We start from the raw sequence: 21433 nt of genomic DNA on the forward strand, positions 1-21433 counted from the left end.
GAGCGAGCAACATCATGAGCGACGATTCCCCGACTGCGACTGCCGCGGCGGGCGAGGAAGATCACTGGCCGTCGTTCGACATCACGCCCAAGGCATACGAGGAAGCGGTCGCTGCGATCGCCAAGTCGATGAACATGGAGCTGGTCGGCTGGGAGGTCAAGCACCTCGATCAAGTCGAAGGGCTGGACGGGATCTACATCATGGACGTCACGGCGCGCTTCCAGCTGGCTGGCATGGACTTCCTTATCCTGTTCGAGTGCAAGCGTCACAAGAACCCCGTCAAACGGTCTGACGTCCAGGTGCTGCTCACTAAACTCCAATCCACCGGCGCCCAGAAGGGCGTCGTGGTGGCCGCCACCGGATTCCAGAGCGGAGCCCTCGAATTCGCCAAGGCCCACGGCATCGCTTGCGTCCGCCTGGTCGACAACGCCTGGACGTACATCACGCGTCACACCGCAACGATGACCCCGCTCGTGCTCACCGGCGCGTACTCCGGCTACGCGGTGACGCCCGACGGCGACGGAGACTACGATTTCACCCTGCTCACCGGTAGCGCCGACAACACACGCTCGGCGCTGATCACCCCGGCCTAGGCAAGGGCTCCAGGGGCTATGTCATTTTCTGACGACATCGTCGACACTTCGCGGACCCGATCCCGTCTGCAGTGAGGGCTCAGGGAATACCACCATGCAGCTTGACCTCATCGGATGATTGATCGGCACCCGCTGGGTTGGTGACCGTCAGGAAGACGGGTCTGCTTCTTCCCCCAGCGTGACCATCCCGGTGACCGAGGTCCGGGAGATGGGGACGATCTCCACGCGCACGCCCATCCCCTCCAGAGCGGTCACCGCGTGCAGCAGCGAGACCTTCGCGAATGCGAACAGGGAGTCCGGGGTCAGCGGCACCCCGTCCTTGAGCAGGATGCCGTAGACGAGGGTCAGCGACCTGAACGTCCTGTCCAGGGGATGGCCCGGGGCGAGCTCGTCGACCTTGGCAAGGAACTTCTCCTGGGCCTCGGTATCGAAGCGCAGGGTTTCCATGGCGACCCGGCCCTGCGCGAAGAGATGGTTCAGCTCGGCGGTCGCTTCGGCCTTCTTCACGCAAATGAACTGGCCGGCGGGCCCGAGGGCGTCGCAGATCTCGAGCCCGCCTCCGCGCAGACGTGCCGTGTGCACGGTGTTCTTGTCGAGCAGCACGTATCCGTCCCGGGCGGCGACCTGCTTGTTGTACCAGTCCTCGTCGTTCTCCTTGGGGTTGCTGCCCTTGGGCCAGGGCGGCATCGTGACCTTGGTGGGACGGGCGAGGAGCTCAGCGATCCGCTGCTCAATGACGACGAGGTACTCCGCGCCGATCTCGTACCAGCGCCGCTGCCAGTAGAAGTAGTGGAAGCTCCCCTCGGACACTTCGGCGGTGAGCCAGTGGTCGGCGGGGACCTTGCTGCTGATCAGCTCGTGACCCTCAGTGTCGGCGAACATCTGGATGCGCCCGTCACGCAAAGCCTGCAGGCGGCTCCCCGGCTGCCGGAGTCGGACGGCTTCGACGAACTGGTCGATCTCAAGCTCGGTGTGGTACCGGGAACGGCCCCCGAGCGTCACCTTGAAGGATTCCGCGAAGTCGTACCGGTCCCGGCAGACGCTGGGCACAGCGAGCGCGAGGAGGGCACGCTCGTCCCCGCCAAGCATGGCATCCAGGCGCTCGTCGAGGCGCTGGACCTGCTCGGACTTCGGGAGGAGCGGCCGGACCTGGGCGATGAACTCGAACTCCGGCAGCGGGCTGGGCAGGGCGCAGACCTCCTCGATCCGCTGGAGATCGTGGATCAGCGAGGCGGGTGTGCTACCGAGGGGCAGTTTGACCGAACGGTCATTGCCCGTGATGTGCGCGGGCCGGGTGCGGTCCTTGGTGAAGGTGAGCGGGACGTTGGCGATCTGGCCGGCGATCTGGCTGACGATCTCTCCGAACTGCTCGATGCCGAAGCCCCGAATGTTCTCCCCGCCGGTGGCGGAGTTTTCGTCGGTCCGGCCCCGCGCGTCCATGACCTGGCGACGGACCTTGGTGATGCGCTCGGCATCCAGGCAGCGGATGGCGAGCTCGATGCCGAATCCGGGATCGATCCGGGCCGGGTCGATCATCAGGTGGCCCATGCCATACGTGAGGCCGTAGATCGCCTGCTCGGTGCGGACCAGGAGGAGGGCGAGGGTCGTCTGATTCTCCTCGGCGACGGGGTGCCCGCTCAGGGCGCTGAGCGGGTCGCACCAATCGGCTGGGCCGGGGGCGATCGTGCCAGTGACGAGGAGACCAGAGAGGCCCTCGTGGTCGACCTTGCGGGCCTGAAAGCCTTCGCGTTCCAGGTATCGGGGGAGGACGAATGAGCGGAGGTCCATGTGTGTGGTCGGGTCTGCAGCGCGCAGGCGGTAGAGGGAGGTCTTGCGGGTGGTCGGCGGGGTCGTGGCCTTCACGGCGGCGACCGGGGCGTTGTGGTTCTCAGCGCTCATGTCAGTCCTCGTCTGAGGTAGAGGGACCCGGGTGGTCCGGACAGCTGGGAAGTGCGGTGCGCCTTGGCCGGGCGTTAGTGCGATGCGACGCGCACACCTGTTCTGGGTGCGTTGTCGGCGTGGCGGAGCCCCCTGCACGGACGGACCAGGCCCAGACAGGGCCGTGTTCTCTCCGGTGCGATTCGGCGCTTCTTGTACGGGGGCCTGCGCTCCCCGGAAGGCTGAGAGCAGGTGTTCACAGCCACGGATCGGCTGACTGAGGACGCCTCTGGGTGCCCGGTGGGCCGGACACCATCGCGCTCATCATCCGTGGCTCACGGCGGTTGATATGACGACTGTCACTCTTGCAGGTGTTAACGTACCACGCCTTGTTGGCATTCATGCCAGCGCTCACGAGTGCTAACAACATCTTGGATTGGTCAGTGTTGCGGTATATGGTTACCCCATGGGTCTTGGCGAGCACGATGAGGTGACGGCGGCGGCGATCGCGCGGCTGGCCGGCGTCAGCCGTGCCGCCGTGGCGAACTGGCGCAGGCGCTATCCGGAGTTCCCTAAGCCGGTGGGCGGCAGCGAACACAGCCCGACGTTCTCCCTGGACGAGGTCGAGGTATGGCTGAAGGCAACGGGGAAGGGTGACCAGCTGTCGACGGCTGGGCGGACCGAGACCGGGACGCAGCGCGTCGACGGCCCTGTTACGTTCCCGAGCGGCTCGCTCTACGCGTGGGAGAGCAGCGATCTCGATCGCCTGCCAGAGCGGGGGCCGGAGCGCGGCATCGCTGACCTGACCTCGGGTGAGCTGCTGGCCAGGGTGATGGCGTCGCTGCTGCCGCGTTCGACGGCTTCGGCCGGGTCGTCCGGTGGCTGGGACGCGGACGTGCCCGTCGTGCTGGATCCCGCTTGCTCAGAGGCGACACTGCTGCTGGCCGTCGCCGACCGCTTCGGCACCGAGGTCAGGCTGGCCGGGCAGGAGATCCAGCTGTCCGCTACCGAGGTGGCCGTTCAGAGGTTGAGTAACAACCCCCTCGGCACGTTGTACGAGATCCACACCGGCGACTCCCTGCTGGATAACCGGCTTGACGGGTATCTGGGCGCGGCGGCGGCCGTCGTCTGCGAGCCGCCCTTCGACCTACCGCAGTGGCCCTCGGCCGAGCTGGCGACCGACCCGCGCTGGGAGTTCGGCACCCCAGCCCCCCGCGACGGGGAACTGGCCTGGGTCCAGCACTGCTACGCGCACCTCAGGCCGCGCGGCGTGGCCGTCGTCGCGGTGACGCCGCGTACCTGCGTGCAGCCGTCAGGGCAGCATATCCGCGCGGCGTTGGTGCGCTCGGGCGCGCTGCGCGACGTGATCGCGCTGCCGAAGGGGATGGGCTCCGCTCCTGACACCGACGTTTACCTCTGGGTCCTGCAGCGGCCCTACGGAGCTCCCGACCATCGAGAAGTCCGGATGGTCGACCTGTCGAAACTGGGCGATGCCGCCGACGTCCCGCACGAGTTCGCCGCTTGGGAGCGCCTGTTCGGCGTCGCCGACCCGACGGTCTCCCGCGTACCGCGCCTGGAACTCCTCGACGGCGATGCGAACCTCTTGCCGTCCCGCCATGTCACCACGCGGGGCGAGGCGAGCCTGGATGACTTCGCTCGCGTCACCGACCGGCTGCATGCCCTCCATCTGCGAGCGGTCCAGGGCCTGCCGCGTTTCACCGCGCCGACGGCGCCGACTCGCCACTCGTCCGTCACCCTCGGCGAGCTGGAACGTGCTGGGGTGCTGACCATCAGGTCCCGTGACGACACCCCGCGTGCCGGGGACGTGCTACTGCGGACTCTCGGCCGCCCGCCGGTCGTCGCGACCGGCACCGCCGAGGACGACACCGGGGTCGCACAGATCATCGAGATCGACCCCGGCCGGTTGGACGCGCACTTCCTGGCGACCTTCCTGCGGGCCGACGCGGGGGCGCTCCCGGTGGCCAATACCCTGGGCGCGCTCAACCGCGATGACCTTCGTCGCTGCCGTGTCCCTCGGCTGCCCCTGGCCGAGCAGCGGCGTTACGGCGATGCATTCCGCCATCTGCGGGAGCTGGAGGACGTGCTCGCGGCCCTGGAGAGAGCAAGCGCGCACGTGATTGAACAGACCGTGTACGGATTGATCGCCGGCGTTCTGGCACCTGAGTTCACGCTGATGAAGAACACTGATGACACGAGTGCCGCTGATGAGGAGAAAAGAGAGCTGTGACCTCGGGACCCAGTCATACCAAGATGGCGGCTGACATCTGGTCGGTGGCCGATCTGCTGCGCGGCGACTACAAGCGCCACGAGTACGGCGGGGTGATCCTGCCGTTCACACTGCTGCGCCGCCTCGACGCGGTGATGGCCCCGACCCGGCAAGCCGTACGCGACCGCGACGCCGCACTCACCGTCCAGAACAAGCAGAAGCTACTGGAGCTCGCGGCGAAGCTGCCGTTCTACAACACCTCGCAGCAGGACTTCTCGACTATCGCGGGCGACCCGCAGAACGTCGCGAAGAACCTGCGTGACTACATCAACGGATTCTCCCCGAACGTCCGGACGATCCTGAGTCGGTTCGACCTGGACAACGAGATCACCCGCTTGGCGGGCGCGAAGATCCTCTACGCGGTAGTCGGGAAGTTCGCCACGATGCGCGACCTCGACCGGCTCAGCAACCACGATATGGGCTACGTCTTCGAGCACCTGATTCGGAAGTTCGCCGAAGACTCCAACGAGACCGCCGGTGAGCACTTCACTCCGCGCGAGGTCATCAAGTTGATGGTCAACCTGCTGATCGCCCCGGACAAGGACGCCCTCGCCGCGGATGGCCAGGTCATCAACATCCTCGACCCGGCCTGCGGCACCGGCGGAATGCTGGCCGCCGCAGAGGAGCACATCAAGTCACTCAACCCGGACGCCACGGTCTACCTCTTCGGCCAGGAGCTCAACGCGGAGTCGTGGGCGATCTGTGAGGCAGACATGCTCATGCGCGAGCAGCGCGGCACCATCCACTTCGGCAACTCCTTCAGCGAGGACGGCCACCGAGGCCGGAAGTTCGACTACATGCTGGCCAACCCGCCCTTCGGCGTGGAATGGAAGAAGGCCAAGGACGCAGTCGAGGACGAGGCCACGCTCGGTCACGCGGGCCGCTTCGGCGCGGGGCTACCGCGCATCAACGACGGTTCATTTCTCTTCCTGCAGCACATGCTCGACAAGATGGACCCGGTAGAGGGCAAGGGCTCGCGCCTAGCGATCGTCTTCAACGGCTCCCCGCTCTTCACCGGCGCTGCCGAGTCCGGCGAGTCGAAGATCCGCCAGTGGATCCTGGAGAACGACTGGCTGGAGGGCATCGTCGCCCTGCCGGACCAGCTCTTCTACAACACCGGCATCTCCACCTACTTCTGGATCCTCTCCAACCGGAAGACTGAGAAACTGCGCGGCAAAGTGATCCTGCTCGACGCTCGCGACCAGTGGGAGAAGATGCGCAAGTCCCTCGGGGACAAGCGCAAGCAGATCAGCGACGACCAGATCAAGCACATCACCGAGATGTATGTCGACGCGGTGAAGGTCGCGGCGGACGCCGAGCACCCCGACCACGCCAAGGTAAAGATCTTCCGCACCCGTGACTTCGGCTACCACCGCATCACTGTGGAGCGCCCGCTCAAGCTCCGCTTCGAGGTCACCGAGGACACCCTGGTAGCGCTTGGCAGCGCGAAAGCCCTCACCAAGTGGGACGCACGCGACGCGCTGGTTAAGGTGCTGCGCGACGTGGTCGGCTCGGTCTGGTGGACGAAGAAAGACGCAACGAATGCCCTGCACCGGGCCGTCGTCGACGGCGGAGCCCAGTGGCCCAGCACCGCCGCACTGAAGAAGGCGATTTGGGGGGCCCTCGCGGTCTCCGACCCTGAGGGGGAGGTTCAGAAGGATAAGGACGGAACAGTCCTGCCCGACCCGGACCTGCGGGACTACGAGAACATCCCGCTTGACGAAGACATCGAAGATTACTTCGCCAGGGAGGTCGCCCCACACGTCCCCGACGCCTGGATCGACCACGACAAGACGAAGGTCGGCTACGAGATCCCATTCACCCGGCACTTCTACGTTTACACACCGCCTCGGCCGCTAGCCGAGATCGACGCCGAGCTGCGCGAACTGGAGACCCAGATCCAGAAGCTCTTGGGAGAGGTGACGGGATGAGTTGGACGGCGACGCGGCTGAAACATCTCTGTGTTGACGCAGGGCAATATGGCCTCAATATCTCTGCGCAGGACTACACGCCCAGCGGACACCGTCTCATTCGTACATCGGACATCGATGAGAACGGGGGTCTGCGTCCGCGGGAAAATGCTGTTTTCGTCGATACATCGTTGGATGGCCGTCATGAGTTGAAGAGTGGTGACCTCCTGCTGTCACGTAGCGGCACGCTCGGGCGTGCGATGCTCTTGAGGGACCTTGAAGAGCCGAGCACCTACGCGGGGTACCTTGTGCGTTTCCGGCCTCGCCCGAGTACAGAACCGCGGTTTATGGCTTATCTGGCAGCATCACATACCTTTCAAGCTGCCATCGAGGCGGATGCGGTTACATCAACGATTCAGAACTTCAATGCCGAGCGTTATGCGAACATTGCGGTTTCGCTCCCATCGCTTGATGAGCAGCGTCGCATTGCCGACTTCCTCGACGCCGAGACGGCCCGGATCGATCAGCTCATCTCTTTGAGGTCACTGCAACTAGGCCAACTCGACGAGCGTGAAACTTCATGGCGTAGTGAAATTTTCCTAGGAAGCGAATCCGGGGTGTGGGTGCGCGTGAAGCACCTCTTGCGCGCCAAACCTCGCTACGGGGTTCTTGTTCCGGAACTGGTAGATGAGGGAGTCCCGTTCATCCGGGTCAATAACCTCGCTGGTTCATCGACTAGAGATAGCTTGGCTTCGATTCCGCAGAAGCTTTCTGATCAATATCCGCGCACCGTAACCGTGCTCGGGGACGTTCTGCTTAGTGTCGTGGGCACTCTCGGGAAAGTGGCAGTCGTAACCGAAGATCTGGTTGGTGCCAATACGGCACGTGCGGTCGCCGTCCTTCGACTCGACCCGAAACACGAACCATCGTTGTTTGCTGCATGGATCGGCACAGCTGGGTTCAGACAGCAGGCATTGCTTGCAACTGGTGCAGATAGTGCTCAGCCGACTCTAGGGATGGAAGATCTCGCAAACTTTTCCGTGAGATGGCCAGTAGATGAGTCGGAACAAAAGAAAATGGCAGCTGCCGCCATGGATCGTCAAATAGAGGCATCTGAGACGATCAATGCCCTTGGCCGGCAGCTTGCTCTCCTCGCCGAGCGTCGCCAGGCGCTCATCACCGCTGCTGTGACCGGCCAAGTCGATGTCACGACCGCGCGTGGAGCCGACATGTCTGGTCTCTCCCCGGCTGGAGGTGTGTAGGCATGACGCCTGGGGTGCACGGCGAGCGGACGTTCGAGGATCGGGTCGAGGGGGAACTGCTCGACCGTGGTTGGTCGCGGGCGCGGGGGACGTTCAATGTCGACTTGGGGCTCGACACCGGGGAGATGTTCCGGTTCATCGAGTCGACGCAGGGCAAGAAATGGGACCGCCTTGTCGGGTTCTACGGGGGTGACCAGACGGCGGCGCAGCGGCAGTTCGCGCAGCGGGTGGCTGCCGAGGTGGACGCGCGCGGGGTGCTGGACGTGCTGCGGCAAGGGGTGCGGGACCGGGGTGTGCAGATCGATCTGGCGTACTTCCGGCCGGGCCACACCCTGGCCGCCGACGCCCTCGCGGAGTACAACGCGAACGTGCTGACGGTTGCCCGGCAGGTGCATTACAGCGTGCGTCACCCGAAGCGCTCGATCGATATGGCGCTCTTCGTCAACGGGCTGCCGACAGCAACGGTCGAGTTGAAGAACCCGAACACTGGGCAGAACGCCGATCACGCCATCGCGCAGTACCGGCGCGACCGGGACCCGAACGACGTGTTCCTCTCCAAGCGGGCGCTGGTCCACTTCGCAGTGGACCCCGACCGGGCCTTCATCGCCACGCGGCTACGCGGGGCCGACACGCAGTTCCTGCCGTTCAACATCGGCTCCAACGGACCTGGTCGGTCCGGCAGGGCGGGGAACCCGGCGGCCAAGCCAGGGTCGTACAGCGTGGACTACCTGTGGGAGGAGATCTGGCAGCGCCGCAACTGGCTGGAGATCCTGCACCGGTTCGTGCACATCCAGGTGCCGGACCGGAAGGGCGTGAAGGAGAACCCGCACAACTCGCCGAAGGTGTTTCCGCGCTACCACCAGTGGCACGCGGTGCAGAAGATGGTCGACCACGCGCGGGAGAACGGGGCCGGGCATCATTACCTGATCCAGCACTCGGCGGGCTCGGGAAAGTCGAACACGATCGCCTGGCTGTCACACCGGCTCTCTAATCTCTTCGACTCGGGCAACCAGTCGGTGTTTGACAAGATCATCGTGATCACCGACCGCGTGGTGCTCGACCGGCAGCTGCAGAGAACCATCTTCCAGTTCGACCATACGCCCGGTGTCGTCAAGAAGATCGATGTGGATTCAACGCAGCTCGCGGCGGCGCTCAGTGACGCCACCTCGAAGATCGTCATCAGTACTCTGCAGATGTATCCCTTCCTGCTAAAGAAGATCGTCGACATGGGGCTATCGGGCAAGCGATACGCCGTCATCATCGACGAGGCACACTCCTCGCAGGGCGGAGAATCCGCGATCCAGCTCAAGCAGGCGCTCGGAGCGAATGCGACGCCGCGGGAGGAGGATGAGGACGACGCGACGTACATGACGCGGGTGCGCGGCAGGCAGCCGAACCTGTCGTACTTCGCGTTCACCGCCACGCCGAAGTCTCCGACGCTGAAGCTGTTCGGGACCTTCGACCCCGAGCGGGCGAACCCCCGCACCGGTGAGGTCGGGATGTACGTCCCCTTCCACATCTACTCGATGCGGCAGGCCATCGACGAGGGCTACATCCTGGACGTGCTAGCCAACTACATCACGTACGACACGAAGTGGCGGCTGCGGAACGCGGCCGTCGAACAGAACGAGTCGCAGATCGCCAACCCGGAGGTCGACGCCAGCAAGGCGAAGGCGCGACTGGTCCGTCTCGCGGAACTGCACCCCAAGTCGCTGGAGCAGAAGGCCCGGCTTATCGTCGACGACTTCCGGGAGAACCTCGCCGGGCGGCTCGGCGGGCGTGCCCGGGCCATGGTGGTCACCAGCGGGCGGCAGCACGCGCTCGATTTGTACCAGGCGATCCGCAACTACGTCTCCCTACGCGGATACACCGACTGCGGCACCCTCGTCGCGTTCTCCGGGCAGCTGAAGGACGACGCCGGCCTGGAGTTCACTGAGTCGCAGCTCAACGGCTTCCCCGAGGGGCAACTGCCGGAGCGATTCGCCTACACCAAAGCCGACGACCCACAGGCCACCGCGCGCAACCAGGACGAGTACCGCCTGCTGGTCGTTGCGGACAAGTACCAGACCGGGTTCGACCAGCCGTTGCTGTGCGGGATGTACGTCGACAAGCCGCTGACTGGGGTCACCGCGGTGCAGACGCTCTCGCGGCTGAACCGGATCCACCCGCTGAAGTCGCAGGACGACGTGCATGTCCTGGACTTCGTCAACCAGGCCGCCGACATTCAGGCCGCGTTCTCGGACTGGTTCGAGACGACGATCACCGAGCCCAGTGACCCGAACCTGCTCTACACCAAGCAGCGCGAGGTAATGGAATACGAGCTGCTGGTCGCCTCGGAGATGGAGGCGTTCATCCGGGTCCTAGCGGCAGCCGGACCGGGCCGGCTGCCCGAGGCAGCCGAGCGGAAGCTCCACGCCGAGCTGCACGAGTACCTCAAGCCCGCGCTGGAACGCTTCGGCGCGCTGGACACCGACGACGAGCGGGAAGGTTTCCGGGGTGCGCTCCAGGACTACGTGCGCGCCTACAGCCTCATCGCGCAGATCGTTGACTGGGGTGACCGGGACCTCGAACGCCTCTACCAGTACGGCCGGATCCTGCTGCTCCGGCTGCCTGGACGACCCTCGACCTCCATCGACATCGGCGACGCGGACCTGAGCCATTTCCGGCTGGAGCACACCGGGCGCCACAACGTGTCGCTGTCGGCGGTCGGCGATCGGGCCGTGCGGGGCCACGCCGCTGACGGCGGCGGCTACCGGGAGCCGGAGGTGAAGCCGCTGTCAGAGGTGATCGAGGAGTTGAACGACCGGTTCGGCCTCGGCCTGGGCACTGCCGACCAGATCCTGATCTATCAGCAGGTCGTCGGCCTGGTCGAGGACACTGGGATGCAGCAGATCGCGCTGATGAACGACGAGGCCCGGTTCGGACAGGTTGCCGACGACCGACTCGACGACATCGTCGCGGAGAACGCCGAACGTAACACTGCCTTCATGAAGTTGTATTTCGATAACAACGAGTTCCAGAAGGCGATTAAAGAGGCTGCCCGAAAGCGCGCTTACCGGATCATCACTGAGCCCGCACGGGATGAGGCGCTGGCCAAGCTCCGCGCGGAGATGCAGCGGGAAACCGGCGGCCTGGCCGGTTAGGAGTTCAGATCTCGAGATAGAGGTGATGGGGCGTGGAGGACGGGGCCGGCCAACCGGTCGAGAGACGGCTGTTGGCGGGGCGCTACCGCGTGGATGGGTCGCTCGGTAAGGGCGGCATGAGCGAGGTCTTCCACGGCTACGACGAGCGGCTGGACCGGCGGGTCGCGATCAAGATGCTCCGGACCTCCTCGCCGGAGGCGATCCCGGCCGGGCCGGACAGCCCGGAGGCGGCGGAGATCCTTGACGCCCTGGACCGGGACCGTAGGCGGTTTCTGCGGGAGATCCGCACCACCGCTCAGCTAGAGCACCCTGGCATTCCGGCGGTCTATGACACGGGTGTCGAGACGGCCCCCGCCGGTAGCACGCAGCTGTGGCTCGTCATGCAGCTGCTGCGCGGTTCGACGCTGGAGTCGCTGCTGGACAGAGCGGACTACGTCGCCGCGCCGCCGAGCGTGTCCTGGGCAGCGTCGATAGCCGCCCAGATCACGGCGGTCTTAGCGGACGTGCACAGGGTCGACATCGTCCACCGAGACATCAAGCCCGCCAATGTGATGCTCGTGGACGGCGGTCTGGTTAAGGTGCTGGACTTCGGCATCGCGATCCTGCGCGGTGTGGGGGCGCTGCCGAGGCTCACCCAGGTGGATCGGACCGTCGGCACCCCGCCGTACATGTCGCCGGAGCAGTGCATCGGGCAGGCCGTGGCTTCTGCCTCGGATGTCTACTCGCTCGGCTGCCTGCTGTTCGAGCTGCTTACCGGTGACGTGCCGTTCCACGGGACGACCGACAGGCCCATGCGCTTCCATCATCTTCAGACGGTGGCACCGTCGGTGCGGGCGCTCCGCCCGGACGTCCCGGCGGAGCTCGATGCGCTGGTGGGGTCGATGATGGCGAAGCAGCCAGCGCTTCGGCCCTCCGCAGAGGCCGTCTACGAGGAACTCCTCCCTTTCGCGATGGTGCCCGGCGGATCGACCGACGTGGCGGGGAACTTCGACGAGAGCCGTGACCCGACCCGTCCGTTCCGGCGGCCGCTACTGGCTCCGGTCAAGCGTCAGGAGCAGGGTGTCGGCCGGGGAAAGCTCACCGAAGACGAATTCGAGGAGTTGCGGGCCAACGTCCGGGTGCTCTTGGACAACGACCATCCATCCGAGGCAATCCGCCTCCTGGAGGATGGCGTCGCCCGCGCCGAGGACTCGTTCCTGGAATTGCGGCTGCGGCACTTCCTGGCTGCGGCGCATTTCTACGCCGGGGAGTACACCCGGGCGGCGTCGCTGTTCGACGTCGTCGGACGTGACTACCGCAAGCGGCTTTCCCAGAACGACTTCTACGTCCTCGACTGCTCGTATCATGCGGGTCACGCCTACGCCGAGATCGGCAAGCCGGACAAGGCCCTGCCGCATCTGCGCTTCTACGTGGGCAACGCCGTCAACGCCAACCCCGTGGCGGACGACACTGCAGAGCGGATCCGAGAATCACGCTTCGTCATCGCGCAGATGCTCGCTTCGTCCGGATACCCGGACGAAGCGATAGCGGAGTTCGAAGCCGTCCGCCCGCTGCTGGCGGAGGCGTTCGGCGCGGGCTCGACCCAAATACGGAATCTTGACAAGCAGATCGACCGACTGAGATCCATCCAAGGAGGGCTGCCCTTCCTTGAATAATGTTCTTAGTGGACTAAGCGATCATGTGGTGCTCGCTTGGGGATCAGCGAACCTTTTTCAAGCTCCTTGGTGGGTGCCCTGGTCACAGCATGCTCGCGATGCCGGTGTTCGGCCGGTGACATGAAGAAGCTCCTGGTAGGCGGGTTGATCACCACAACCCACACCGTCGCAACCAGGAGCTTCAGGTGCTGTTCCACCGTGCCGCCGTCGATTTGTCGCCTCAGACCTTGAACTACGTCGCCGGGGTGATCCGGCGGCACCGTAAGTCCATGAGGTCGGTCTGGCGTCGGCTCAACCCCTGCCGGCAGGCGCTGCTGGTGTTGGTCTACCCCCGTAAGGGGGAGACGTTCACCGAGATCGGAGCCGGGTTCGGCGTGTCGACGGCGACCGCGTGGCGGTATGTGGAGGAGACGGTGGCGCTGCTGTCGGCCCGCTCGCCCAAGCTCACGGCGGCGTTGCGCAAGGCGAAGCGGGACGGACTGCACTATCTGGTCCTGGACGGCACGCTGATCACACCGACCGGGTCAAGGCCGACCGGCCCTACTTCTCCGGCAAGCACCGCGTGCACGGGTGAACGTGCAGGTCATCGCGTTTCCGGATGGGACCATCCTGTGGACCTCCAGAGCGCTACCCGGCAAGGCCCACGATCTGAGCGCCGCCCGGATCTGGGGCATCCTGCGCGCGCTGGAGCAGACCGGGATCATGACCCTGGCCGACAAGGCGTATCAGGGAGCCGAGGATCCGGTCCGCACCCTGTACAAGAGCAAGAATAAACCCGAGTCCCAGAAGCAGGCCAACCGCGCCCACGCCAAGCTCCGCGGACCCGGCGAACGAGCGAGCGCCCAGCTGAAGAGCTGGAAGATCCTCCGCAAGCTACGCTGCAGCCCGTCTAAGGCCGGCCACCTGTGTAAGGCCATCGCCGTCCTTCAAACCACCGCGTCGCCCAAGCCGCCTGAGGATGAAAAAGGGTCACTGTGGCGCCATTCTTGATTAGTGAGGCAGCTCGTCGACCTGCGGTTCAAGGGGGAAATCGGCATCCACCTCGATGCGTGGCGCTGGCACATGTGGCGTCGTTAGCAAGTCGGGAAGATACTGGCCATGAGCTCGCTGCAGGTATTGGATGCCGGTGTCATTAGTGCTCTGGTAGTCAAGTGCCTGGCGGACGAAGGCCAACCGATGCCGGGCGTCCTGGATCACTTCGGCCCACGTAACGGCGCGAACCACGAAGCCATCCCCCTCGACCACGATGCCTGGATCCCGGCCCTTCTGGTTCGCCATCTTCTCGACGGCCGGCTTGAGGGTGTCGCCGACGATCCAGAACTCCCATCTGCAGTCGATACGGGCGAAGCGGGAGTCGTCGGTGACAGCGCTGGCATAGTTCTGGATCTGTGAGTATTGCTCCATGCCGACATGCACGTTGGGACGCTTCAGTTCGATCACGATGTGCTCGCGATGGTTGCGGCGCTGCTCGACGATACGGCTCAGCATCATGTCGACGATGACTCGGCGGCCGTCTTCGTCCAGTACTTCGGAGGCGTCCACCTCAGCTGGCGTTAGTTCGTCTCTCCCCAACAAGTGAATGTGGTCACGTAGTGCCGTTTTGAGCGTCACGTCGTCGGCCGTGAGTGCGTACTCCTCACGGAAGACCCAGGTCTCGGCGGCCAGGATTCGATGAAGCTGCTTCCGCTCCAGAAAGTGCTTTTTCAGATCGCGGTCAAAGACGATCTGTTCCAGCCCTGTGAGGAAGTCCAACCGATCGGTGATGTGTCGAGCGGCGGTGATGATGGCGCTGAGCGAGGTGTGTTCGATCAGCTCGGTGAGCTCGGTGAGCCGATCTGGAGGCAAGTCCAGGACCTCGCGCAGGATTTCATGGATAAACCGCGGGCTCTTCTCGATTGCTTCTCGCAGGAGCCGGAGCGATAGTTTGCGAGATCGGGCATCGGTCGTTTCTACCGCTGGCGCAGCAGCTACTGCGACGAGGTCAAACAAGTTCCGTTCGGCACGCTCGATGATTGTTCGAGGCTCATTGGCGAAGGGGTAAGTTTGCTCATCCTTCCAGCTCTTCAGCAGGATGCTGCCGCGCTCGTTAGCCCGCTCTTTGAAGTATTTCTTCAGTTCGTCCTTGGCTGCGTCGACGATCGAGGCCATGGGCTCTTGCCCGAGTTCTGCCAGCGCGAGATCTGCGATTGAGTCTCGGAACCCGTTCCAGGTGATGTACGCGGTGAACTCGAACCCCGGAGCTTGAATACCAGGAGGGAGTTGAAAGAGGGACGTTCCTGACGTATCACACAGGTGCAAGGAGCGCTTGACGGGCTGATTCCATTCGATCACGGTCAGGGCGATGCCGGTCAAGCCAGCGACTTCGAGCTCGGTCTCGTGGAGATTTACCTGGAGACGTGCTGGATCGAGAAGTTGTCCTTGCCAGAGAACCTTGACGGGGTACTGCTTCAGATAGAGGGCGAGTGTCGTTGTCAGCTCATCGACAGCCGCTTCCCGGACCAAGGTCTTCTGGGCTGTGTCCGTGAGATTGGTGACCACCACACGCGTACCCGTGCTGGCGTCGGGTGCCGGGATGGGCGAACCCACGTGGAACTCTCGAAGCGCACTGCGGCGTCCGGTGATCTCGAGGTGCATGCGCTGACCTTGAATGTCGTCGGCGACGGTATTCCACTGCACCATCTCACCGATGCCGTAGGCCGCCCATCGCCCCTGTCCATTGCGTCCATGCAGTAGCCGACCGCCGTCGGTCTGCGTCACCGTCTTTTTCCACGAGCCGCCGAGGTGGCTGAAGTACTTCTGCACCTGGTATTGGGTGATCCCTGAGCCATCGTCAGTGATCATGACGCTCTCGATCCCGCCAAGCTCGTTGGTCGCGAGTTCCACGGCAACGGTGGAGGCGTCCGCATCGAGACTGTTCCAGACCAGCTCCGCCACTCCGGAGATTGGGGACTTAATCAGTCTCTCAAGGTGATCCTGCTCAACGATAACGATCAGCTGCTCCACCCCGTGAGTCTTTCACGATTGGAACCCTAATCCGTGGGAGACAGCCCTAATCGGCTGAGAATCCCCAGACGGGTTCGAGACAAGGACGACCCGCCGCTTTCAATCGCAAAGCGATCCGAAAGCCGCTTGGAGAGATGGGAAATGACGAGAGTGGAGCCGAGGTTGGGCGGTATCCCGGGTGGGACGGTCATCGTGGCGCGTGCCTGGCCGAGGGGTTCGACGGTGTGCTCAGGTGGGCAGTCTGCTGAGCAGGAAGAAGATCAACCAGCGGGCCAACCCGGAAGCAGTTCCTGGTGGCCCAGGCCGAGCACATCGTCGCGGTCGGCTTCCTTGCGTGGGCACCATCAACCTCAAACGCCTCCACGTCCACCTGCTCGGCGTTACCGCCCACCCCGCAGGCCCAGGAACCACCCGGACCGCCCGCAACTTCCTCATGGGCACCGACACGAGGACATGAAGTTCCTGATCAACGACCGTGCCGGCTAGTTCACAGATGCCTTCGACACGGTATTCGACACGGTAATCGCCGATCCCGGCTTGCGCGTCCGTAAGAGTCCGCCACAAGCCCCGAAAGCGAACACACCCCGAAAGGATCATCGGCACCCTGCGCCGTGAACTTCTCGACCGAACACTTGTCCTGAACGAGCGCCACTTGTGCCGAAGCCTCACCCGACGCTGGGAGTACTGCAACACATCCCGGCCGCACCGCAGCCTCGGACAGATATGCCCATCTCAAGCCGAAGCCGGACCGCCGTCCCCAGTCGACCTTGCCAGCCACCGAGTCCACCGCCGAACCATCCTTGACGGCCTCATCAACGAGTGCCAGATCGCCAGCTGACATCATCAAGAACCTGCAGGTCAGATACCGAATCCTATTAATGAGCCCTACGGGATCAGCCTGCAACAAGCCCGCTTATCTACGATCAGTCACATAATCCTTACCGAAGGAACGCCAGACACGGGACGGTAGCTAAAGGTAACTTTACAACTACTTAGGGTTTCCTGTGAGTCTGGAGTGTGCATGCGCCTGTCCTCTGCTGCCGCCTGTGCCGGTTTTGCTGCTGGTCTCGTCTTCGCCGTGCTGCCGGCCTATGCGTCCTCGAAGCCGAATGTGCTCTTCCTGGCTGTTTCGTCCCACGGAAACACCTCGCTCAGCGCGATAGCGATTCAATGCCCGGATCGGGCTGACCAGCATCCATATGGCGAGATCACCTGCGCCATCGTCGATGCTGTGGATGGGGACTTCGACCGTCTCCCCGGTAACCCGCGCTCCTGCACCAAGGAGTATGACCCGGTCACCGCGACCATGAACGGCTTGTGGCGGAACCGGCCCATCGGGTGGCAAAAGACCTACTCCAACGCCTGCATGCTCGACGCCAGGACAGGACCCATCTTCCGCTTCTGAAGCTCCTCTCTACGCCGCTGACCTCGTTTGCGGTGACGACCGGAGCTCTCGCCGACCCCCGGGAATGCACACCCAGACGCCTACGCTGTTGCGGCTTCGCCTTGAGGGTCGATGTGGTCGGGCAAAGACCGTACGCGCTCGGTGAGATCGGAAACGTCGCTCGCATTGACGTTCGCCAACGAGTGGCTCAGAGCGGTCAGGCGCGTGCGTGCGGTGGCCCGGAGCCTGTGCGCCGGAACCCGGCGAAGGACATCCAGTGCTCGCTGGGCAGCGTCGGAAGGGTGACGAGGTGCCTCGGCTTGGGCCAGCACCAGCGTGGCTGCGGCCCATCCTGGAGTGTCGGGTCGGCAGGCTTCGACGGATGCGCTCGCCTGGGCGGCTGCTTCGTCGAATCGACCGAGCCTGAGGTGGGACTCGGCCGCGTGAAGACGGAATTCGGCGGTGTCGAACCCGAAGCGGCCAGGTGATTCGCCCGGTGCGGTTTCGAGCGCCCGAGAGGCTTCAGCCAGGGCGGCGTTCGCGTCGTCGGATTGGCCTTGGGCGGCCAAGGCTGGCAACTTCGCCCAGGCTAGGAGCTGCGCCCGCTGGAGATCGTCCACCGCAAGGGTCGCCCCCTGTTCAGCCAGGAGCAGGGCGTCTTCAGGGTTGCCGTGTGCGCGCGTGGTCATGCTCTGCGCCCCGTACGCCCAGGCGGTCAGACGTTGATCACCTGTACTGCTGCCGAGGTGAGTGGCCGTCAGCAGATGCGTTCGCGCGCCTGAATGATCTCCCAAGTGGAACGCCAGGTTGCCGAGCAAGGCGGACATCCACCCCAGCAGGCGGCGCAGCTCGACGCCACCGGATTGCCCGGAGACGGCTGCCATGGGACTCATGAGTAGGCTACGGGCGGCGTGGACCTCGCTGAACAGGATGGCCGGCGGGTGCTTGGAGTAGTTCAGCGCGTAGTAGGTGACGGCGGCTTCGGCCACCTCCACCACTACGGCCCCGCCCTCGGGGTATTCGAGGACGGCAAGGTGGAGAGACTCGCGGACGGCAGGTAGCCCGGCGGCTGTGCTCATCGTTTCCACCTCATATGGGGGTACGCCCCAAGCGGTCGGAGTCTTATGAGGCTGACCGTACCCGAGATCAACATGGCCATTGGCGAGGTTGTTGCAGCCGCAGATCGTGAGCCCAAGCTGCATCGGGTTGGCCCCGTACGCGCGGGCGAGCATGGTCGCGTATTCGCCTCCCGGCCTGTCCTGTCCATGCTCGAATCGGCAGAGCTGCTGCTGGGACAGGCCAGGCGGCAGCAGCCCATCGGAGATGTACTGCTCGGCGACCTGCTGAACCGCTTCGGTGCGCGTCCACCCCAATGCCAACCGCCACGCCTCCAGAGCGGACACTTCCGGGATGGCCGAACACATCGCGGTGACGATGCGCTCGACCGGAAAGCGGTCCATCTGGCCCCGCTGGCGGATCCGCGCCGCTTCGCGCTGGATCTCGGTACGCCGCGCTCGAGTGACCGCTGGCATTTCCCGTGCCTCCGAGGTGCGCTACCTGTCTGGGACTGCACCGTAACTCAGAGACACGAGCGTGGACAGCCACAACCTCCAGCATTGACCCCTGCCCGCAATGACGCCCGCCGCCAAGCGCAATGACGTGGCCGCCGTACGCGCGGACCATCGGGGTGGGGCCAGGAGACGACAGCTCACGGCGGAGGAGAACCCGGCGGTTCGGACGACCCCCTTGATCCCCGGCATGGGGACGGGTGAAGCTGAGAGCTGCCCTGGTCACGTTTGGTCACACATCCGACAGCGGAGGGCACGATGCGGCTAAGTTTCGTAGGGATCACTCCTAACACCCCGGTGAACGAGTGCCCGGCGGTGTACGTCGATGAGGACACCGGGGAGTTCTGGTTCCAGGGCGAAACAGTGACGGACCCCGTCGCGCTCGCCGAGGTGGCGGCCCACAGTCCCATCGGCGCGCACGAGTCCGTCGTCAAGCTCCCGCCGATCATGGCGTCGATCATTCTGGAGGCCGTCAGTGGCAGATACGAACGTGGTCGCCAAGGACCAGGTCGGCACGGGGTCGCCGGTGCCGCCTAACCGCGCCACGTCACCGGCGTCGGTGCCGCAGTCGTTCATCGACCTGATGCGAGGGTGCACCTCGTCGGCGGTGCATCTGGAGATGCGGGATGCGTACACGCCTGCCGACCCTGACTACCTGCGATGGCGGGGCGGCGACATGTTCGACCCCCTCGAACGGTGGCCCGAATGGGGCGAACTGGTCGGTGGAATGGCCGCTCGTGGGGTGGTCGTACGGCGCGCGAGGATCGTCTCTGAGCCCGTGACCGACTACATCCGGTACGAGCACGCGTTGACGGCACGCCTCAACATCGGCTCCGGCGAGTTGGTGCGGTGGCTTCCTCGCAGGCATGCCTCGGATCTGTGCCTGCCCGGTAACGACTTCTGGCTGTTTGACGACAGGGCGGTGCTGTTCAACCACTTCGCTGGGGACGGTTCGTCCGGGGACAAGGAACTCCGCGGCGAACCCAGCGTGATCAAGCTGTGCGCTGCGGCCTTCGAGGCTGTGTGGGAACGCGCGATACCTCATGAAGACTATGAGCTGAAGTAATCCGACGTCGCCCCCAACCTGCGTATATGTCCACGTCATCCAGCGCTCAGCAGGCAAGGCAGGCCCTTGCCAGAGAACTCCGCGAACTCCGTGAGGAAGCCGGCCTGACGGCGGTCGCGCTCGCGGCCGCCGCCGGGTGGGACAGGACGAAGATCTCCCAGATTGAGCATGCGCGGAGATCCCCATCCGTCCAGGACATCCGCACGTGGTGCCAGATCTGCGACGCGGAACAGAAGGCGGCCGATCTCGTCGCCGCCTTGCATGCCGTCGAAGGCATGTGGATCGAGTGGCGCCGGATGGAACGCGCCGGGCTCCGCCGACCGCAGGAGGCGGTACGCCCCCTCTTCGAGCGCACCAGGATGTTCCGCGCCTACTCCTCCTGGGTGGTCCCCGGCCTGATCCAGACCGAGGCGACGACGCGCGTCCTGCTCCAGGCCGTCGCCCGGCGACGCGGAATCGTCGACGACGTGGACGCGGCCGTCGCGGTCCGAATGGAGCGCCAACGCATCTTGCGCCGCGGCGGCCGGACGTTCGCCTTCTTGATCGAAGAGTCCGTGCTGAGAACCGGCGTGGGCGGGCCAGCGGTCGTCGCCGCCCAACTCTCTCATCTGCGTGAGATCTCTACGCTGCCCTCCGTTTCGCTCGGAGTGATCCCCAGCGGGCCCGATCGTGATGGCTCGCGTCCCGTTGAAGACTTCTGGATCTTCGACAGCGAGCAGGTCAGCGTCGAGCTGGTGTCGGGCTATCTGACGATCACTCAGCCGCATGAGATCGCGATGTACGCCCAGGTCTTCGCGACGATGGCCGAGACGGCGGTCTATGGGGCGCGTGCGCGGCAGCTCATCGAGGCCGCTGCCGAGACGCTCCCGTAGGTCCCTTGTCACATACCGTCACACCGCTGGGGGTGGCGAGAGGGGCGAGCCTAATGTGCCGGTGACGGGCCAACACCCCATCGGCAGGAAGACTCCCATGGTTTCAGTCGAGCACCTCCAGGACATCGCTGAGATGTCCCAAGCGCAGGCCCTCCCCGCCAACCCGCCGTCCGCGACGCTGAGCACCGCGTGTCTGCCAGGCGACGGCGCGGGATCGGCCATGGCGATGGCCTGCGAGCTGCAGACCACGCTGGAGCACTTGAACGTCCCCTCCCACGTCCTAGGCGGCAAGAACAGGGCGGCCGTCTCGCTGTGGCCCTACCTCGTTGCCATGACCGACGGGCAGAGGATCTGGTGGCAGGCTCCCCACCCCAGCGCGCGCGGAAGCGCCCTGTGGACGATGGCCTGGACTCCCGCTACAGCAGCTCCGCGACTGCTGGCCCACTATCGCGAGTGCCGGAAGCGGCCCTTGCCGGAACCGCTCGCCGAGCTCGTCCTGCTTACCGTGGCCGGCGGCGACTGCCCATGACCGCGGCTGCGCGGCTTCTGCCGGCCCGCGTCACTCCCCAAGCTCGTGGCCTGGAGACGTTCGAGGCCACGGGAGCCAACCACCCCTATGAGAAAGGAAGATCATGACCACTCAGACCCCGGTCCTGACGAGCTCCAGCGCGGACCTCGAGGACCTGTTCACATTGGACATCACCTTCATCGAACACGGGCCGAACGCGAACACGGTGATCGCCATGACGGACGACAACTGCGGCACCACCTGCCCGAGCGCCTGCACCACGTCCTCCGGCGCCTAACCGCCC

General features: G+C 64.7%; 16 protein-coding genes and 1 pseudogene. 14 read left to right on the plus strand and 3 right to left on the minus strand.

Annotated features, from left to right (window positions below; translation table 11 throughout):
* Positions 1-14: 14 nt before the first annotated feature.
* On the plus strand, positions 15-593 hold the full coding sequence (locus V5E28_RS40225) for a restriction endonuclease (protein WP_336215025.1): 579 nt from the start codon (positions 15-17) through the stop codon (positions 591-593).
* A 147-nt stretch (positions 594-740) separates the two neighbouring features.
* On the opposite strand, the gene V5E28_RS40230 is transcribed toward V5E28_RS40225, so the two are convergent.
* On the minus strand, positions 741-2492 hold the full coding sequence (locus V5E28_RS40230) for a DUF6119 family protein (protein WP_336215026.1): 1752 nt from the start codon (positions 2490-2492) through the stop codon (positions 741-743).
* Positions 2493-2937: 445 nt separating this feature from the next.
* Here V5E28_RS40230 and V5E28_RS40235 point away from each other — a divergent pair, with 445 nt between their 5' ends.
* From V5E28_RS40235 to V5E28_RS40260, 6 genes and pseudogenes are all read left to right on the plus strand, one after another.
* Positions 2938-4719 (plus strand): N-6 DNA methylase, encoded by a 1782-nt coding sequence (locus V5E28_RS40235; protein ID WP_336215028.1) that lies wholly within the window; start codon positions 2938-2940, stop codon positions 4717-4719.
* A gap of 23 nt (positions 4720-4742) precedes the next feature.
* A complete protein-coding gene (locus tag V5E28_RS40240) occupies positions 4743-6689 on the plus strand; it encodes a type I restriction-modification system subunit M (protein WP_336215030.1) in 1947 nt (648 codons plus the stop codon).
* Entirely contained in the window at positions 6686-7930 is a 1245-nt protein-coding gene (locus V5E28_RS40245; RefSeq protein ID WP_336215031.1) for a restriction endonuclease subunit S, read from the plus strand. The genes V5E28_RS40240 and V5E28_RS40245 overlap by 4 nt, the downstream gene beginning before the upstream one ends.
* A 2-nt stretch (positions 7931-7932) precedes the next feature.
* The gene (locus tag V5E28_RS40250) at positions 7933-11073 is read left to right on the plus strand and encodes a type I restriction endonuclease subunit R (protein ID WP_336215033.1); all 3141 of its coding nucleotides are present in this window, start codon (positions 7933-7935) and stop codon (positions 11071-11073) included.
* Positions 11074-11105: 32 nt separating this feature from the next.
* Entirely contained in the window at positions 11106-12728 is a 1623-nt protein-coding gene (locus V5E28_RS40255) for a serine/threonine-protein kinase (protein WP_336215035.1), read from the plus strand.
* Between the two features lie 185 nt (positions 12729-12913).
* A pseudogene (locus tag V5E28_RS40260) lies at positions 12914-13718 on the plus strand (transposase family protein).
* Here V5E28_RS40260 and V5E28_RS40265 read toward each other — a convergent pair.
* Positions 13719-15731, minus strand: a complete 2013-nt coding sequence (locus V5E28_RS40265; protein WP_336215037.1) for an ATP-binding protein — start codon at positions 15729-15731, stop codon at positions 13719-13721.
* Between the two features lie 529 nt (positions 15732-16260).
* Between V5E28_RS40265 and V5E28_RS49780 the strand changes: the two genes are divergently transcribed.
* Both V5E28_RS49780 and V5E28_RS40270 read left to right on the plus strand, forming a co-directional pair.
* Positions 16261-16569 (plus strand): integrase core domain-containing protein, encoded by a 309-nt coding sequence (locus V5E28_RS49780; RefSeq protein ID WP_442945940.1) that lies wholly within the window; start codon positions 16261-16263, stop codon positions 16567-16569.
* Between the two features lie 183 nt (positions 16570-16752).
* Positions 16753-17136 carry an SSI family serine proteinase inhibitor gene (locus V5E28_RS40270; protein WP_336215038.1) on the plus strand — a complete coding sequence of 128 codons (384 nt, stop codon included), beginning with the start codon at positions 16753-16755 and terminating at the stop codon, positions 17134-17136.
* A gap of 80 nt (positions 17137-17216) precedes the next feature.
* Here the strand turns inward: V5E28_RS40270 and V5E28_RS40275 are convergent, their stop codons facing one another.
* Positions 17217-18647, minus strand: a complete 1431-nt coding sequence (locus tag V5E28_RS40275; protein WP_336215040.1) for an XRE family transcriptional regulator — start codon at positions 18645-18647, stop codon at positions 17217-17219.
* A 294-nt stretch (positions 18648-18941) separates the two neighbouring features.
* On the opposite strand from V5E28_RS40275, the gene V5E28_RS40280 reads away from it, so the two are divergent.
* The 5 genes from V5E28_RS40280 to V5E28_RS40300 all read left to right on the plus strand — a co-directional run bounded on the left by V5E28_RS40280 (position 18942) and on the right by V5E28_RS40300 (position 21427).
* Positions 18942-19220, plus strand: a complete 279-nt coding sequence (locus V5E28_RS40280; protein ID WP_336215042.1) for a hypothetical protein — start codon at positions 18942-18944, stop codon at positions 19218-19220.
* Complete coding sequence (locus tag V5E28_RS40285; protein WP_336215043.1) at positions 19174-19749, plus strand: DUF6879 family protein; 576 nt, start codon at positions 19174-19176, stop codon at positions 19747-19749. The genes V5E28_RS40280 and V5E28_RS40285 overlap by 47 nt, the downstream gene beginning before the upstream one ends.
* Before the next feature lie 26 nt (positions 19750-19775).
* Entirely contained in the window at positions 19776-20621 is an 846-nt protein-coding gene (locus V5E28_RS40290; RefSeq protein ID WP_336215045.1) for a DUF5753 domain-containing protein, read from the plus strand.
* A 97-nt stretch (positions 20622-20718) separates the two neighbouring features.
* Positions 20719-21150 (plus strand): hypothetical protein, encoded by a 432-nt coding sequence (locus V5E28_RS40295; protein ID WP_336215046.1) that lies wholly within the window; start codon positions 20719-20721, stop codon positions 21148-21150.
* A gap of 103 nt (positions 21151-21253) precedes the next feature.
* A complete protein-coding gene (locus V5E28_RS40300) occupies positions 21254-21427 on the plus strand; it encodes an FxLD family lanthipeptide (protein WP_336215048.1) in 174 nt (57 codons plus the stop codon).
* Positions 21428-21433: the final 6 nt, after the last annotated feature.

Source organism: Nonomuraea sp. LPB2021202275-12-8, from assembly GCF_037044575.1.
Classification (GTDB): domain Bacteria; phylum Actinomycetota; class Actinomycetes; order Streptosporangiales; family Streptosporangiaceae; genus Nonomuraea.

Coding starts and splice junctions, on each gene's coding strand:
- V5E28_RS40230 (WP_336215026.1), bottom strand. CDS start 2,492: ATGAGCGCTGAGAACCACAACGCCCCGGTCGCCGCCGTGAAGGCCACG.
- V5E28_RS40240 (WP_336215030.1), top strand. CDS start 4,743: ATGGCGGCTGACATCTGGTCGGTGGCCGATCTGCTGCGCGGCGACTAC.
- V5E28_RS40250 (WP_336215033.1), top strand. CDS start 7,933: ATGACGCCTGGGGTGCACGGCGAGCGGACGTTCGAGGATCGGGTCGAG.
- V5E28_RS40280 (WP_336215042.1), top strand. CDS start 18,942: ATGCGGCTAAGTTTCGTAGGGATCACTCCTAACACCCCGGTGAACGAG.
- V5E28_RS40245 (WP_336215031.1), top strand. CDS start 6,686: ATGAGTTGGACGGCGACGCGGCTGAAACATCTCTGTGTTGACGCAGGG.
- V5E28_RS40225 (WP_336215025.1), top strand. CDS start 15: ATGAGCGACGATTCCCCGACTGCGACTGCCGCGGCGGGCGAGGAAGAT.
- V5E28_RS40295 (WP_336215046.1), top strand. CDS start 20,719: ATGGTTTCAGTCGAGCACCTCCAGGACATCGCTGAGATGTCCCAAGCG.
- V5E28_RS40275 (WP_336215040.1), bottom strand. CDS start 18,647: ATGCCAGCGGTCACTCGAGCGCGGCGTACCGAGATCCAGCGCGAAGCG.
- V5E28_RS40290 (WP_336215045.1), top strand. CDS start 19,776: ATGTCCACGTCATCCAGCGCTCAGCAGGCAAGGCAGGCCCTTGCCAGA.
- V5E28_RS40270 (WP_336215038.1), top strand. CDS start 16,753: ATGCGCCTGTCCTCTGCTGCCGCCTGTGCCGGTTTTGCTGCTGGTCTC.
- V5E28_RS40235 (WP_336215028.1), top strand. CDS start 2,938: ATGGGTCTTGGCGAGCACGATGAGGTGACGGCGGCGGCGATCGCGCGG.
- V5E28_RS40300 (WP_336215048.1), top strand. CDS start 21,254: ATGACCACTCAGACCCCGGTCCTGACGAGCTCCAGCGCGGACCTCGAG.